Origin of the sequence: Achromobacter sp. (assembly GCF_050285565.1) — a bacterium.
Lineage (GTDB): Bacteria > Pseudomonadota > Gammaproteobacteria > Burkholderiales > Burkholderiaceae_B > Achromobacter.
On the sequence record NZ_JBLZXG010000001.1, the window covers coordinates 520,210 to 533,544 of the forward strand.

At 66.6% G+C, this 13,335-nt stretch carries 15 protein-coding genes; 11 read left to right on the forward strand and 4 right to left on the reverse strand.

Translation table 11 applies throughout. From position 1 onward, the window contains the following. Window positions 1–134 precede the first annotated feature (134 nt). The 11 genes from ACN6O8_RS02255 to ppa all read left to right on the forward strand — a co-directional run bounded on the left by ACN6O8_RS02255 (window position 135) and on the right by ppa (window position 9,960). The gene (locus ACN6O8_RS02255) at window positions 135–737 is read left to right on the forward strand and encodes a DUF2889 domain-containing protein (RefSeq protein WP_006388408.1); all 603 of its coding nucleotides are present in this window, start codon (window positions 135–137) and stop codon (window positions 735–737) included. A 10-nt stretch (window positions 738–747) separates the two neighbouring features. After that, complete coding sequence (sucC, locus tag ACN6O8_RS02260; protein WP_427989441.1) at window positions 748–1,908, forward strand: ADP-forming succinate--CoA ligase subunit beta; 1,161 nt, start codon at window positions 748–750, stop codon at window positions 1,906–1,908. 105 nt (window positions 1,909–2,013) lie between these two features. Further along, window positions 2,014–2,895 (forward strand): succinate--CoA ligase subunit alpha, encoded by an 882-nt coding sequence (gene sucD / locus ACN6O8_RS02265; protein WP_006388410.1) that lies wholly within the window; start codon window positions 2,014–2,016, stop codon window positions 2,893–2,895. Window positions 2,896–3,141: 246 nt separating this feature from the next. Further along, window positions 3,142–3,840: a TerC family protein gene (locus ACN6O8_RS02270; RefSeq protein ID WP_427989442.1), complete on the forward strand. Its 699-nt coding sequence runs from the start codon at window positions 3,142–3,144 to the stop codon at window positions 3,838–3,840. A 115-nt stretch (window positions 3,841–3,955) separates the two neighbouring features. Beyond that, the gene (locus tag ACN6O8_RS02275; RefSeq protein ID WP_427989443.1) at window positions 3,956–4,675 is read left to right on the forward strand and encodes a TerC family protein; all 720 of its coding nucleotides are present in this window, start codon (window positions 3,956–3,958) and stop codon (window positions 4,673–4,675) included. After that, the gene (locus ACN6O8_RS02280; protein WP_049072475.1) at window positions 4,662–4,784 is read left to right on the forward strand and encodes a hypothetical protein; all 123 of its coding nucleotides are present in this window, start codon (window positions 4,662–4,664) and stop codon (window positions 4,782–4,784) included. Before ACN6O8_RS02275 ends, ACN6O8_RS02280 begins: the two co-directional genes overlap by 14 nt. Window positions 4,785–4,793: 9 nt before the next feature. After that, window positions 4,794–5,738 carry a hydroxymethylbilane synthase gene (gene hemC, locus ACN6O8_RS02285; protein WP_427989444.1) on the forward strand — a complete coding sequence of 315 codons (945 nt, stop codon included), beginning with the start codon at window positions 4,794–4,796 and terminating at the stop codon, window positions 5,736–5,738. Beyond that, entirely contained in the window at window positions 5,738–6,550 is an 813-nt protein-coding gene (locus ACN6O8_RS02290; protein ID WP_427989445.1) for a uroporphyrinogen-III synthase, read from the forward strand. Before hemC ends, ACN6O8_RS02290 begins: the two co-directional genes overlap by 1 nt. Window positions 6,551–6,587: 37 nt before the next feature. Continuing rightward, entirely contained in the window at window positions 6,588–7,781 is a 1,194-nt protein-coding gene (locus tag ACN6O8_RS02295; RefSeq protein ID WP_427989446.1) for a uroporphyrinogen-III C-methyltransferase, read from the forward strand. A gap of 5 nt (window positions 7,782–7,786) precedes the next feature. After that, on the forward strand, window positions 7,787–9,400 hold the full coding sequence (locus tag ACN6O8_RS02300; protein ID WP_427989447.1) for a heme biosynthesis HemY N-terminal domain-containing protein: 1,614 nt from the start codon (window positions 7,787–7,789) through the stop codon (window positions 9,398–9,400). A 29-nt stretch (window positions 9,401–9,429) separates the two neighbouring features. Continuing rightward, window positions 9,430–9,960 (forward strand): inorganic diphosphatase, encoded by a 531-nt coding sequence (gene ppa / locus ACN6O8_RS02305; RefSeq protein ID WP_054433335.1) that lies wholly within the window; start codon window positions 9,430–9,432, stop codon window positions 9,958–9,960. Here ppa and ACN6O8_RS02310 read toward each other — a convergent pair whose 3' ends face one another. The 4 genes from ACN6O8_RS02310 to ACN6O8_RS02325 form a co-directional block, all read right to left on the reverse strand. Beyond that, complete coding sequence (locus ACN6O8_RS02310; RefSeq protein ID WP_427989448.1) at window positions 9,961–10,800, reverse strand: IclR family transcriptional regulator; 840 nt, start codon at window positions 10,798–10,800, stop codon at window positions 9,961–9,963. 14 nt (window positions 10,801–10,814) lie between these two features. After that, a complete protein-coding gene (locus ACN6O8_RS02315; protein ID WP_427989449.1) occupies window positions 10,815–11,579 on the reverse strand; it encodes an SDR family NAD(P)-dependent oxidoreductase in 765 nt (254 codons plus the stop codon). After that, window positions 11,576–12,787 carry an ABC transporter substrate-binding protein gene (locus tag ACN6O8_RS02320; protein WP_427989450.1) on the reverse strand — a complete coding sequence of 404 codons (1,212 nt, stop codon included), beginning with the start codon at window positions 12,785–12,787 and terminating at the stop codon, window positions 11,576–11,578. Before ACN6O8_RS02320 ends, ACN6O8_RS02315 begins: the two co-directional genes overlap by 4 nt. A gap of 79 nt (window positions 12,788–12,866) precedes the next feature. Then, window positions 12,867–13,265, reverse strand: coding sequence for a cupin domain-containing protein (locus tag ACN6O8_RS02325; RefSeq protein ID WP_049072486.1), 399 nt, complete (start codon window positions 13,263–13,265; stop codon window positions 12,867–12,869). Between the last annotated feature and the right edge of the window lie 70 nt (window positions 13,266–13,335).

The window sequence follows — 13,335 nt, forward strand, 5'->3', positions numbered from 1 at the left end:
CGCGCGGCGCGCCCGCCGCCGGGGCTGGCGCGGCGCGCATTGTGACGGTCGGGGCAGGGCGGGCTGCGCTATACTTTGAAGGTTTTGTTGCCGCGCACCATACGCCGGCCGTCTCTGCCCCGCAGGCCCCAAGCATGCCCTTGCCACCGCCGGATTGTCCTCGCCAGCCGCTGCACACGCGTTCCATACGCGTGCAGTCGTATGCGCGCGATGACGGCAACTGGGACCTGGAGGCCGAACTCATCGACGTCAAGGCGTACGATTTCCCCAAGCGCGACGGCGAGATGTTCAAGGCGGGGCAACCCATCCACCATATGCACCTGCGCATCACCATCGATGGCGATTTCACCATCGTGGCGGCGCAGGCCGTCTATGATGCCGCGCCTTACGGCGAGCATTGCATGGCCATCGAATCCGCCTACGCTGACCTGATCGGCATGAACCTGCTCAAGGGGTTCCGCCGCCAGGTCAAGGAGCGCTTCGGCCATGTCGAGGGCTGTACGCACATGACCGAACTGTCGCAGGTGCTTCCCACCGCGGCGGTGCAGACCATGGCCAACCGCCGGCGGCAGGAAAGCAACCCGAACCGGCGTCCATTCCAACTGGACGGCTGTCATGCGCTGAGCACCGACGGCCCGGTGGTGGCTGAGCACTATCCCAAGTGGTACACCGGGGGCAGCGCTGAGGCATCGGCCGATTCGACCTCCGATTCACCTTCTCTTTCTCATACGTCCTGACAGGTAACACATGAAAATCCACGAGTATCAAGGCAAGGAACTGCTGAAGCAATTTGGCATCCCGGTGCCGCGCGGGATCCCCGCTCTTTCCGTCGACGAGGCCGTGGCTGCCGCTGAAAAGCTGGGTGGACCGGTTTGGGTCGTCAAGGCACAAATCCACGCGGGTGGCCGCGGCAAGGGCGGCGGCGTGAAGCTGGCCCGCTCGCTGGACGACGTGCGCAAGCTGGCCTCGGAAATCCTGGGCATGCAGCTGATCACGCACCAGACCGGCCCCGAAGGCCAGAAGGTCCGCCGCCTGTACATCGAAGACGGCGCCGACATCCAGAAGGAATACTACGTGTCGCTGGTCACCGACCGCGCCACGCAGAATGTCGCTTTCATCGCTTCCAGCGAAGGCGGCATGGACATCGAGGAAGTGGCTCACTCCACGCCCGAAAAGATCATCACCGAATACATCGACCCGCTGGTTGGCCTTTCCGCCGAGCAAGCCACCAAGATCGCCAACGCGATCGGCCTGCCCGCCGACTCGACCGCCCAGGCCGTTGACGTGTTCCAGAAGCTCTACAAGTGCTACATGGACACCGACGCCTCGCTGGTCGAAATCAACCCCCTGAACCGCGACAGCAAGGGCAACATCATCGCCCTGGACGCCAAGTTCAACTTCGACTCCAACGCCCTGTTCCGCCACCCGGAAATCGTCGCCTACCGCGACCTGGACGAAGAAGATCCGGCTGAAATCGAAGCCTCGAAGTTCGACCTGGCCTACATCCAGCTCGACGGCAACATCGGCTGCCTGGTCAACGGCGCCGGCCTGGCCATGGCCACCATGGACACCATCAAGCTGTTCGGCGGCGAGCCGGCCAACTTCCTGGACGTCGGCGGCGGCGCCACGGCCGAGAAGGTCACGGAAGCCTTCAAGATCATGCTCAAGAACAAGAGCGTGAAGGCCATCCTGGTCAACATCTTCGGCGGCATCATGCGCTGCGACGTCATCGCCGAAGGCGTGATCGCCGCTTGCAAGGCCGTCAACCTGAACGTGCCGCTGGTCGTGCGCATGAAGGGCACCAACGAAGAACTCGGCAAGAAGATGCTGGCCGAGTCGGGCCTGCCGATCATCAGCGCCGACACGATGGCCGAAGCCGCCACCCGCGTCGTCGCCGCCGTCAAGTAAATATATGCCCCCACGCCGCGCCCCTTCGTGGCTTGCTGCCCCCCAAGGGGGCGCTTTGCACCTTGGGGCGGCCCGGCGGTACAAAGAAAATCCAAGGATTCACAAATGTCGATTCTGATCAACAAGGACACCAAGGTCATCACCCAGGGCATCACGGGCAAGACCGGTCAGTTCCACACTCGCATGTGCCGCGAGTACGCCAACGGCAAGGCCGCCTTCGTGGCCGGCGTGAACCCCAAGAAGGCCGGTGAGGACTTTGAAGGCGTGCCGATCTTCGCGTCGGTCAAGGACGCCAAGGCCGACACCGGCGCCACCGTGTCGGTCATCTACGTGCCGCCCGCCGGCGCCGCCGCCGCCATCTGGGAAGCCGTCGAGGCCGAGCTGGATCTGGTGATTTGCATCACCGAAGGCATCCCCGTCCGCGACATGCTGGAAGTCAAGAACCGCATGAAGGCCAAGGGCAGCAAGACGCTGCTGCTGGGCCCGAACTGCCCCGGCCTGATCACCCCGGACGAAATCAAGATCGGCATCATGCCCGGTCACATCCACCGCAAGGGCCGCATCGGCATCGTCAGCCGCTCGGGCACCCTGACGTACGAAGCCGTGGCGCAAGTCACCGAGCTGGGCCTGGGTCAATCCAGCGCCGTTGGCATCGGTGGCGACCCCATCAACGGCCTCAAGCACGTCGACGTCCTGAAGATGTTCAATGACGATCCCGACACCGATGCCGTCATCATGATCGGCGAAATCGGTGGCCCGGACGAAGTCAACGCCGCTCAGTGGGCCAAGGACAACATGAAGAAGCCGGTCGTCGGCTTCATCGCCGGTGTCACCGCTCCTCCCGGAAAGCGCATGGGCCACGCTGGCGCGCTGATCTCGGGCGGCGCCGACACCGCCGACGCCAAGCTGGAAGTCATGGAAGCCTGCGGCATCCGCACCACGCGCAACCCCTCCGAAATGGGCAAGCTGCTCAAGTCGGTGCTGTAAGGTCGTGCGCATGAAAAAGGCCCGCTTCGGCGGGCCTTTTTTCGTTCGCGCTTAGGGAAATCCCGCGTCCATGACGCGACCGGTGAAACATACGGAAAGCTGAACGAAACTATAATGAAAGAAATTCTGCACGTACCCAGCAAGAATGCCGTCGGGCTCGCACCAAGACGGTCAGTACGTCTTTTTGTCTTTTCCACCCATTCATTTGGTTTGTCCTAGGGGGATCACGTCCTAGGAAAGAGAGGTATGGAACTCAGTTCAGCGGCATTCTGGTTAGCGTTGCTCCAGATCATTTGGGTCAACATTCTGCTATCGGGCGACAACGCCGTGGTCATTGCGCTGGCGGCGCGCTCGCTGCCGCCGGCGCAGCAAAAAAAAGCGATCGTGATCGGCTCGGCCGCCGCGATCATCATGCGTATCGTGCTGACGCTGGTCGCCGCCAAGCTGCTGATGCTGCCGTGGCTCAAGCTCATCGGCGCGCTGCTGCTGGTCTACATCGGCGTGACGCTGCTGTTGCCGGAAGGCGAGGAAGAGGGGGGCGGCAAGCACCATGGCAATCTGCTGACCGCGATCCGCACGATCATGATCGCCGACCTGGTCATGAGCCTGGACAACGTGGTGGCCGTGGCCGCCGCGGCGATGGGCGACACGACCCTGCTGGTGCTGGGTCTGGCGATCAGTATCCCGCTGGTCATTTTCGGCAGTACGCTGCTGCTCAAGGTTATCGAGCGCTTTCCGCTCATCGTCTGGGTGGGCGCGGCGCTGCTGGGCTTTATCGCTGGCGAATTGCTGGTGGGCGATCCGGCCTTGCAGGAACCGGTGGCGCGCATCGACGCGGCGCTGGGCGTGACGCAGCACAGCTTTGCCCTCATGACCGGGGCCCTGGGCGCGGTGCTGGTGCTGGCGATCGGTAAAGTTTTGCTGCTGCGCCAGAAAGCTGACTGAAAGCTGAACTACAATAATAAGTTGTTTTGAAGTAGCCCGCCGCCTGCCTGGCGCGCGGCGGGCTGGCCGGCACGGGGCCGGCTTTTATTTTGATAAATGCCTTCGGGGGTTCAAATTGCTTGAGTTTTTCCAGACGCTGAGTTGGGCAGCGGTATTCCAGATCATCCTCATCGACATCCTGCTCGGCGGCGACAACGCGGTGGTGATCGCGCTGGCGTGCCGCAACCTGGAGCCCAAGCAGCGCATGCAGGGCATCCTGTGGGGCACCGCCGGCGCCATCCTGCTGCGCGTGGTCCTGATCGCGTTCGCGCTGACCCTGCTGTCGATCCCGTTCCTGAAGGTGGTGGGCGGCGCGCTGCTGGTGTGGATCGGCGTCAAGCTATTGATTCCCGAGGACGACGCCCATGGCAACGTGAAGGGCGGGACGTCCATCATCAGCGCCATCAAGACCATCATCATCGCCGACTTCGTGATGAGCCTGGACAACGTCATCGCCATTGCCGGCGCGGCCCAGAATGCCCACGCCGACCATCAGATCGGTCTGGTGATCTTCGGCCTGGTCGTGAGCGTGCCCATCATCATCTGGGGCAGCACGCTGGTCCTGAAGCTGATCGACCGCTACCCCCTGGTGGTGACTTTTGGCGCGGCGCTGCTGGGCTGGATCGCGGGCGGCATGCTGGTCACGGACGTGTTTGTCGAAAGTCAATTCGGCGTCCAGCCCACTGCGGTTAAAATCGGCGTAGAAATCTTCGGCGCCTTGCTCGTTGTTGTCCTTGGACGGTGGCTGGCAAGCCGCAAAACCGCCACCAAGGAATCCGTACATGAGTCTGCGTAGATCCGCCGATCCCCAGCAAACCGAATCAGGCCTGAGCCTCCTGCAGGGCCTGTTCGTGCTGGCCATCCTCGGGGTCGTGGCGACGGTCATCGTCTCCAACTTCGTTTGATGGCGCGACGTGTCGCTACCGCAACGCTTGGTCATCGCGACCCGCGCCAGCCGGCTTGCCTTGTGGCAGGCCGAGCATGTGCGCGATCGGCTGCGCACGCTGTATCCGGCGTGCGCGGTTGAACTCCTCACCCTGACGACCCGCGGCGACCAGATCCTCGACCGCACCCTTTCCAAGGTGGGCGGCAAGGGCCTCTTCGTCAAGGAACTCGAAAACGCCTTGCTCGACGGCCGTGCCGATCTGGCCGTGCATTGCCTGAAAGACATGCCGGTCGATCTGCAGGCGCCGTTCGAGTTGTGCGCCGTCCTCGATCGCGCCGATCCGCGCGATGCCTTCGTCTCCAATCGCTACGCCACGCTGGCCGAGCTGCCGGCCGGCGCCGTCGTCGGTACCTCCAGCCTGCGGCGCGAGTCGCAGATCCGCGCGCGCTTTCCGCAACTGGCGGTCAAGCCGTTGCGTGGCAACCTCGACACCCGCCTGGCCAAGCTCGACCGCGACGAATACGACGCCATCGTGCTGGCTGCCGCCGGCCTGAAACGGCTGGGTCTGGCCGATCGTATCCGTGGCCTGCTCGACCCGGTGGAGTGCCTACCGGCGGCCGGGCAGGGCGCGCTCACCCTCGAGATCCGCGATGACCGCGATGACCTGCGTGGCTGGCTGGCGCCGCTGAACGACGCCGATGCCGCCTCGATCTCGCTGGCTGAACGCGCGGTGTCGCGCCGGCTGGGCGGTTCCTGTCAGGTGCCGTTGGCGGCCTATGCCGAAATCGATGGCGCCAGCCTGAGCCTGCGGGCGCTGGTGGCTTCGCCCGATGGCACGCGCATGCTGCGCGCCACCCGCAGCGGCCCGGTGGCCCAGGCGCAGGCGATCGGCGAGGCGGTGGCCGCCGAGCTGTTCGAGGCCGGCGCCCAGGCCATTCTCGACGAACTGTTGCAAGATTCCGCGCCCGAGTGATGGACGGGGCCGCCGCCCAAGCGCCCCGCGTGGCCGTGCTGACGCGGCCCGCCGGCCGCAATGAGGCGCTGGCCGACCGCCTGCGCGGGGCTGGCTGGACGCCTTGTATCCTGCCGGCGCTCGATATCCAACCCCTGACCCTCGCCGCGGCGGATCTGCCGCGGCCGGCGGACTACGACCTGGTGGTGTTCGTCAGCGGCAACGCCGCGAGGGTCTATCTCGACCAACTGGCGCGGGCGGATGGGCCGGCGGCCTGGCCGGCGGGTGTGATCGCCGCCACCGTTGGCCCGGCCAGCGCCGCGGGCCTGCGCGAGCTGCCGGCTTTTGGCGCGAATACAACAGTCCTGCATCCGGGCGACCAGGCCGCCAGCCACGATTCGGAGGCGCTCTGGGAGGTGCTGCGGGGCTTGCCGCGGCTGCCGGCCCGGGTCTTGCTGGTGCGGGGCACGCAGGGCCGGGACTGGCTGGGCGACCAGTTGCAGGCCCATGGCGTGGCGGTGACACGTCACGCGGCCTACGCGCGCCACCCCGCGCAATGGGACGAATCCGCTCTGGCGCCCCTGCGGCGCTGGGCCGCGCAGGGGGTTGCCGCCACCTGGCTCATCACCAGCGGCGAAGGCGCCGATGCGGTGCGCGACCACTTGCGGGCGGCCGGCTTGAGCGACTGGTGGAGCCGCTGCGGCTTCGTGCTGACCCATCCTTCGCTGGCCCGGCGCCTGCCGCAACCCGCGCCTGACATGGCCGCGCAAGCAATGGTAAAAATCTGCCTGCCCAACGACGAGTCGATTTTCCAGGCTTTTGTTGCTGCTTGATTCGTTGCTTCGGACGGACACCGAATACAATCGCGTCATGACAGACAAGACTCCCGCTACCGATCCGGCCGTTCATCCGGCCGCCCCGGGTGCCAGCGCGCCCGCATCGGCCCCGGCCGATTCCGTCAAGGCCCGTCCGGCCAAGCGCGGCAGTGGCCCGCTGGTCACCGCGCTCATCATCGTCATCCTGCTTGCCGCCGGCCTGGGCTATGCCCTGTGGCAGCAACGCACCCAGTTCGTCGCAGCCGGGCGCGAGGTCGCCTCGCGCCTGGAGACGCTGACGGCCGACGTGGCGCAAGCGCGCAAGGACACGCGCGAAGCCCTGGCCCTGGCGCAAGCCCAGGCCGGGCGCCTGGCCGACCTCGAAGAAAGCGTGCGCGAGACCCAGAGCCAGTACAGCGCCCTGCAACAGGCCTGGCAGAACTTCAACGACAGCGCCAGCGACGAGCTGCTGGCCAACGACGTCGAGCGCCTGCTGACGATCGGCAGCCAGCAACTGCGGCTGGCGGGCAACGTCTCCAATGCCATCGTCGCGCTGGAAACGGCCCAAGCGCGCCTGGCTCGCGCCGACCGCCCGCGTTTTTCCAGCCTGCAGCAAGCCATCAACGGCGACCTGGACCGCCTGCGCGCGGTGTCCACCGTCGACATTCCCGCCCAATCGGCCCGCATCGAACGCCTGACCGCGCTGATCGGCAAGGCGCCGCTGCTGGTGCCGGACGCCGCCGCGCCCGGCATCGCCCCGGCCGGCGAGGCCCGTCCCGCCGCGCCCGCGCCGGTGGCGGCCGATCCGCAGGCGGCGCTGCCGGCCGACGCGCCCTGGTGGCAACGCTGGCGCGCGGAAGTGGCCTCCTGGCCTGGCCGTGCCGGTTCGGCCCTGGCCCATGAGCTGGGCGGCCTGATCACCATCCAGCGCGTGGACGAGCCCGCCGCGCTGCTGTTGTCGCCGGAGCAGGCCGACCAGGTGCGTGGCACGCTGCGCCAGCGCCTCCTGACCGTGCAGCTCGCCATGCTGATGCGCCAGCCCGCCGTCTGGAAGAGTGAGCTCGACAACGTTGGCACCACGCTGGCCAAGTATTTCGACAACCGTTCCCCCGACACCGTCGCGGCCCAGAGCCTGGCCCGCGAACTGGCGCAGACCGACATCGCCGTGCGCATGCCCGATGTGTCCGACAGCCTGAATGCCGTGGCCGCCTTGCGCGCCGCCGGCTTCAAGACCAGCGACCAGGACTAAGGCCCATGCGTACCTGGTTCTGGACTCTGCTGCTCGCCGTCATCGCCGTCGCCCTGGCGGTGGTGCTGCGTTCCCATTCCGGCAACGTGCTGCTGCTGGTGTGGCCGTGGCGCATCTCGATGTCGCTGACGCTGGCCGTGCTGCTGATCGTGGCGGCCTTCGTGGTGCTGTACGTTGGCCTGCGTCTGCTGGCCTGGCTGCTGGCCATTCCCGATCGTGTGCGGGCCTGGCGCGGCAAGCGCGCCCAGGCGCGTGATCACGAACTGCTCGAGCGCGGCTGGATCGGTCTGCTCGAAGGCCGCTATTCGCATGCCGAGAAAGACCTGACCCGTCTGCTCGAACAGACCAAGGTGCAGACCCGCCGCGTGCTGGCCGCGCTGTCGGCCGCGCGGGCGGCGCATGGCCTGGGCGAATTCGATCGCCGCGACCGCCTGCTGGCGACCGCCCAGGAACAGGCCGGCACCGACCCCGGCCTGGTCGAAGCCACCGCGACAGTCTCGGCCGACATGCTGCTGGACCAGGGCCGCGCCGAACGCGCCCTGGCGGTGCTGGCGCCGCTGGCAGATGGCGGCGCGCGCCATCTGCACACCATGCGCTTGCTGCTGCGCGCACACACGGCGCTGCATCACGATGAACAGGTCTTCACGCTGGCTCGCGGGCTGTTGCGTCGCAACGCCCTGGCCCGCAGCGAGGGCGATCACCTGATCGACGCGGCGGGCGCCGCGCGCCTGCGCGCGGGCGCCGCCAGCGACGCCTGGCGCGCCATCTGGAAGGACCTCAAGGCCGAGGAACGGCTGTTGCCCGAAATCGCGCTGGCCGGCGCCGCCGCCTTCGAGGCGGCGGGCGAGGCCAACGAGGCGGCCAAGGTGCTCGAGGCCGCCATTGCCGTGAAGTTCAATCCCGCGCTGGTGGCTGCCTACGCCCGCTGCGATGCCGCGCAGGTGTCGCGCCGTCTGGCCAAGGCCGAGACCTGGCTGCAACAACGCCCGACCGATCCCGACCTGCTGACCGCGCTGGGCATGCTGTGCCTGAACGGCCAGTTGTGGGGCCAGGCCGAACGCTATCTGCTGCGCAGCCTGTCGCGCCGTGGCGACGCGCAGACGCATGCGCTGCTGGGCAGCCTGTACGATCGCCTCGACCGTCCGGCCGATGCCGTGCGCCACTGGCGCCTGGCGACGGCGGCCAGCATGGCGCTGCCGGTGCTGGCCGCCGACGCGGCGCTGCCGGCCGCGGATACCGGCTCGGATCCCTACCACCTGGACGCCGAGGGCGGCTATGCGGTGGGCCTGTCCGATGGCGATGCCGAGATCGGCGGCGACTATCCCGCCTTGCCACCGGCCGTGGCCGCGTCGGCCGCCGACTACGTGCTGGATCCGGATGCCCGCGTCAGCAAGGAGCAGCAGGCCCGGGCGCTGGCGCCCGAAGACGCGCCGGTCGTGGGCGGAACGTCCGACATCGACGAGTATTTCGACAGCGCGCCGATTCCGGCCGCGGCGTTCGACAATCCGGTGCCGACCTATTCGTCGCCGGCCACGCCCGCCACGGCGGCCACGCCCAAGCCGGCCGCCGTGCCGGTACCCACCACCAAGCCGCCGTTCAAGGACGACGGTTCGCTTTGATCCTCTTTTCAGTCTGACAAGGTTCAATCATGAGTTATGACCGCGTGTCCCCCGGCAAGAAGCTGCCGGAAGACTTCAATGTCATCATCGAGATCCCCATGAACGCCGACCCGGTGAAGTACGAGGTCGACAAGGAATCGGGCGCGATCTTCGTCGACCGCTTCATGCTGACGGCCATGCACTACCCGTGCAACTACGGCTACATCCCGCAAACGCTGTCGGAAGACGGCGACCCCGCCGACGTGCTGGTGCTGACCCCGTTCCCGATCCAGATCGGCGCCGTGGTGCGCTGCCGCGCCATCGGCGTGCTGGAAATGGATGACGAGTCGGGCGGCGATGCCAAGCTGCTGGCCGTGCCGATCGAAAAGCTGTATCCCCCGTACCGCAACATCAAGTCGTACGAAGACCTGCCGGCCGAAGACACGGCCCGCATCCAGCACTTCTTCGAGCACTACAAGGACCTGGAAAAGGGCAAGTGGGTCAAGGTCAAGGGCTGGAAGGGCGTCGACGCCGCCCACGAGGAAATCGTCAAGAGCGCCGAGCGCTACAACAAGGCCTGATCAGGCCTTGCCGCGCCGCGCCGGTGACGCACCGGCGGGCGCTTTCTGGCGGCGCGGCCGCGACGGCATGATGCCGATCGCCGCCGCGCCGTTGTCTTGCAGGTTCTGCAGATTCTGCGTGACCTGCGCCGCCGCGGCCTGGATGCGTTCCTGCAGCAGTGCCAGCCGCTTGGGCGAGGTGCGCGCCTCGGCGGCGATGAACACCAGGCTGCCCACCACCTTCTGGTCCGGCGTGAAGATCGCCGAGCCGATCCCCATCAATCCCGGATCGACCTCGCCGTGCGACACGCACACGCCGGCCGCGCGCAACTGCTTGAGGTTGGCGCGGAAGGCATCCCAGTCTTCGCCCAGCCCGGCCTCGCGGATCTCGCTGGCATGCCACAGCATCAGGTTGCGCAGTTGGTAGGGCGGCAGGTTGGCCAGGATGGGCTTGGCCGTGGCGCCGCGGAACATCGGGAAGGGGCGGCCGCGCGCATAGCTGGACTCGATCGAATGGTCGGTCCAGTAGCGATCCACGCACATGACCTTGTCGCCGTAATAGCTGCACAGCATCAGGTTGGCGTTGAGTTCGTCGCCGGCGGCGCGCATCACCTCGCGCGCCGCGCGCATCAGCGGATCGTGTTGGCGCAGGTGCCGGTCGAGTTCGATGATGCGAGATCCCAGCACGTAGGCGCCGCCCGCGGTGGGCGCCAGCAGGCCGCTCTCGGTCAGCGATTTGAGATAGCGGTAGGCGGTGGCGCGCGAGCACTCCAGATGCGCCATGACGTCCTCCTGGAACGCGGCGGTGGTGTCGTCGCGGAACAGGTCGAGGATGGACAACATGCGATCGGGAGTGCTCATTGCTGCTGACGTGCCTAGTGAATGTGGAAGCCGCCGTTGACGTCGACCACGATGCCGGTTGAGTAGGAGGACAGATCCGAGGCCAGGAACAGAATGGCCTGCGCCACTTCGGCCGGGGAGCCGAAGCGTTGCAGCGGAATGCCCTGTTTGAGTTCTTGTGCCCAATTTTCGCCGAATTTGCCGAGCGTCATGTCGGTCTCGATGATGCCCGGCGCGACGCAGTTGGCGCGCACCCCGCGCGGACCCAGTTCGCGCGCCAGCGCCTTGGTGAAACTGATCACCCCGCCCTTGGACGCGGCGTAGTGCGAGCCGCCCAGCAGACCGCCGCCGCGCAGCGCCGCGGTCGAGCCCAGGTTGACGATGGCCGGCCGGCGATCGCTTTCCAGCAGGCGCGGCAGGGCGGCGCGGGTGACGTTGTAGGTGCCGGTCAGGTTGACGTCCAGCATGCGGCGGAATTCGTCCTCGGGCAGGTCCCAGATGCGGGTGGCGGCGACGATGCCGGCGTTGTTCACCAGCACGTCGATGCCACCCAGCGCCCGCGCCGCCAGGCCGACGGCCTGTTCGCAGGATGCGGTGCTGGAGACATCGCAATGCAGGTTGAGGCGGCCGCCGGCCAGCACGGCGCCGTCCGTTTCCGGATAATCGCGGTCCAGCACGGCGACGCTGGCGCCTTGGGCCAGGAATTGCGCGACGATGGCGGCGCCGATGCCGCGGGGGTTGGCGCCCCCCGTGACGACGGCCCGCTTGCCGGCCAGCAGTCCGAGCGGGCCGCCGTTCATCGCTTCACCAGCGCGCAGCCGCCCTGATCCAGGGGGCGGAACGCCTGTTCGGCGGGGATCTTGCGCACCAGCTTGTAGTAGTCCCAGTCGCGCTTCGATTCCGACGGCTTTTTCACCTGGAACAGGTACAGGTCGCGCATCACGCGGCCATCCTCGCGGATGCGGCCGTTCTCGGTCATGAAATCGTTGATCGGCGTGTCGTGCATCTTCTTGATCACCACTTCCGAATTGTCGCTGCCGGCCGCCTTGACGGCGTTCAGGTAGTGCATTGTGGCGCTGTAGTTGCTGGCCTGCACCATCGACGGCATGCGGCCGGTGCGCTTGAAGTAGCGCTCGGACCACTGCCGCGCCTTGTCGTCCTGGTCCCAGTAGAACGGCTCCACCAGGTTCAACCCCTGCGCGTATTCCAGCCCCACGCTGCGCACGTCGACGATGCTCATGAAGAGCGCCGCCACGCGCTGCTTGCTGCCCATGATGCCGAATTCGAACGCCTGCTTGATGCTGTTGATGGTGTCGCCGCTGCCGTTGGCCAGGCCGATCACCTGCGCCTTGGAGGCCTGCGCCTGCAGCAGGAACGACGAGAAGTCGGCGCTGGCGATGGGGTGGCGCACGCTGCCGACCACCTGGCCGCCCTTGGCCTTGACCACCGCCATGGCGTCGCGTTCGAGCGAATGGCCGAAGGCGTAGTCGGAGGTGATGAAGAACCAGCTCTTGCCGCCGTCCTCCATGACGCCGCTGGCCACGCCAGTGGCGTAGGCATAGGTGTCGTAGGTCCAGTGCATGCCGTTGGGCGAGCAGGCCTTGCCGGTCAGGTCGGCCGAACCGGCGCTGGTGAAGATCACCACGCGCTTCATCTGGCGGGTCAGGTCCTGTACCGCCAATGCAATGGCGGAGTTGGGCACGTCCAGGATCAGGTCGACTTTGTCGTTCTCGTACCAGCGGCGGGCGATGGAGACGCCGATGTCCACCTTGTTCTGATGGTCGGCCGATACCACCTCTATCGGTTTGCCGAGCACGGTGCCGCCGAAATCCTCGACGGCCATCTTCACGGCCTCGACGCCGAACTTGCCGGACAGGTCGGCCATCATGCCAGACTGGTCACCCAGCACGCCGATCTTGACGACGTCGTCCGAGACCTGGGCCTGGGCCGACAGCGATACGGCGCCCAGCGCGCATGCGGCCAGGCAAAGCTTGAAACGGGTCTTCATGGTTTTGTCTCCTTGGGGGCTTGTGTCTTGGCGCGCCGCCCTGTGCCGGGCGGTCGCGCGGGTCTTGCCGGGGGCGCGTCTATTCCAGCGTCTGGCCGGCGTAGGCGTCGATGAACAGGTTCGGTTTGAGGAAAAAGCTCAGCACCAGCGCGCCGTGCGGGGCGCGCGCCACGTGGCGGTTGCCGCGCGGGCGCCAGACGTAGTCGCCGGCGCGCACTTCGCCTTCGGCGTCGACGATCGAGCCCTCCAGCACGTAGGTCTGCTCGACCTCGACGTGCTCATGCAGCGGCAGCTCGGTGCCGGGCTGCCAGCGGAACAGGGCGGTCAGCAGGCCGGATTCCTTGTCCTGCATCAGCACCTTCATGTCGATGCCTTCGACCTGCGTGGGTTTCCAGGGCAGTTCATCCACTTTCAGAAAGCGCGACGCCAGCGGCGGTAGCGCGTTGGCCGCAGGGCAGCCAGGGGTTTCGAGGGCCATGATGTCTCCTAGCCAAAACTCGTTATGGAAGAAAAACTAAAAATCTTGTTATTGAGTGTTTAAAAATAGT

Bases quoted from the DNA above. Each gene is read 5' to 3' on its own strand.
- ACN6O8_RS02280 (WP_049072475.1), top strand. From the start codon at position 4,662: ATGAGTCTGCGTAGATCCGCCGATCCCCAGCAAACCGAATCAGGCCTG.
- ACN6O8_RS02320 (WP_427989450.1), bottom strand. From the start codon at position 12,787: ATGAAGACCCGTTTCAAGCTTTGCCTGGCCGCATGCGCGCTGGGCGCC.
- ACN6O8_RS02315 (WP_427989449.1), bottom strand. From the start codon at position 11,579: ATGAACGGCGGCCCGCTCGGACTGCTGGCCGGCAAGCGGGCCGTCGTC.
- ACN6O8_RS02300 (WP_427989447.1), top strand. From the start codon at position 7,787: ATGCGTACCTGGTTCTGGACTCTGCTGCTCGCCGTCATCGCCGTCGCC.
- sucC (WP_427989441.1), top strand. From the start codon at position 748: ATGAAAATCCACGAGTATCAAGGCAAGGAACTGCTGAAGCAATTTGGC.
- ACN6O8_RS02310 (WP_427989448.1), bottom strand. From the start codon at position 10,800: ATGAGCACTCCCGATCGCATGTTGTCCATCCTCGACCTGTTCCGCGAC.
- ACN6O8_RS02325 (WP_049072486.1), bottom strand. From the start codon at position 13,265: ATGGCCCTCGAAACCCCTGGCTGCCCTGCGGCCAACGCGCTACCGCCG.
- ACN6O8_RS02255 (WP_006388408.1), top strand. From the start codon at position 135: ATGCCCTTGCCACCGCCGGATTGTCCTCGCCAGCCGCTGCACACGCGT.
- ACN6O8_RS02270 (WP_427989442.1), top strand. From the start codon at position 3,142: ATGGAACTCAGTTCAGCGGCATTCTGGTTAGCGTTGCTCCAGATCATT.
- ACN6O8_RS02295 (WP_427989446.1), top strand. From the start codon at position 6,588: ATGACAGACAAGACTCCCGCTACCGATCCGGCCGTTCATCCGGCCGCC.
- ACN6O8_RS02290 (WP_427989445.1), top strand. From the start codon at position 5,738: ATGGACGGGGCCGCCGCCCAAGCGCCCCGCGTGGCCGTGCTGACGCGG.
- ppa (WP_054433335.1), top strand. From the start codon at position 9,430: ATGAGTTATGACCGCGTGTCCCCCGGCAAGAAGCTGCCGGAAGACTTC.
- sucD (WP_006388410.1), top strand. From the start codon at position 2,014: ATGTCGATTCTGATCAACAAGGACACCAAGGTCATCACCCAGGGCATC.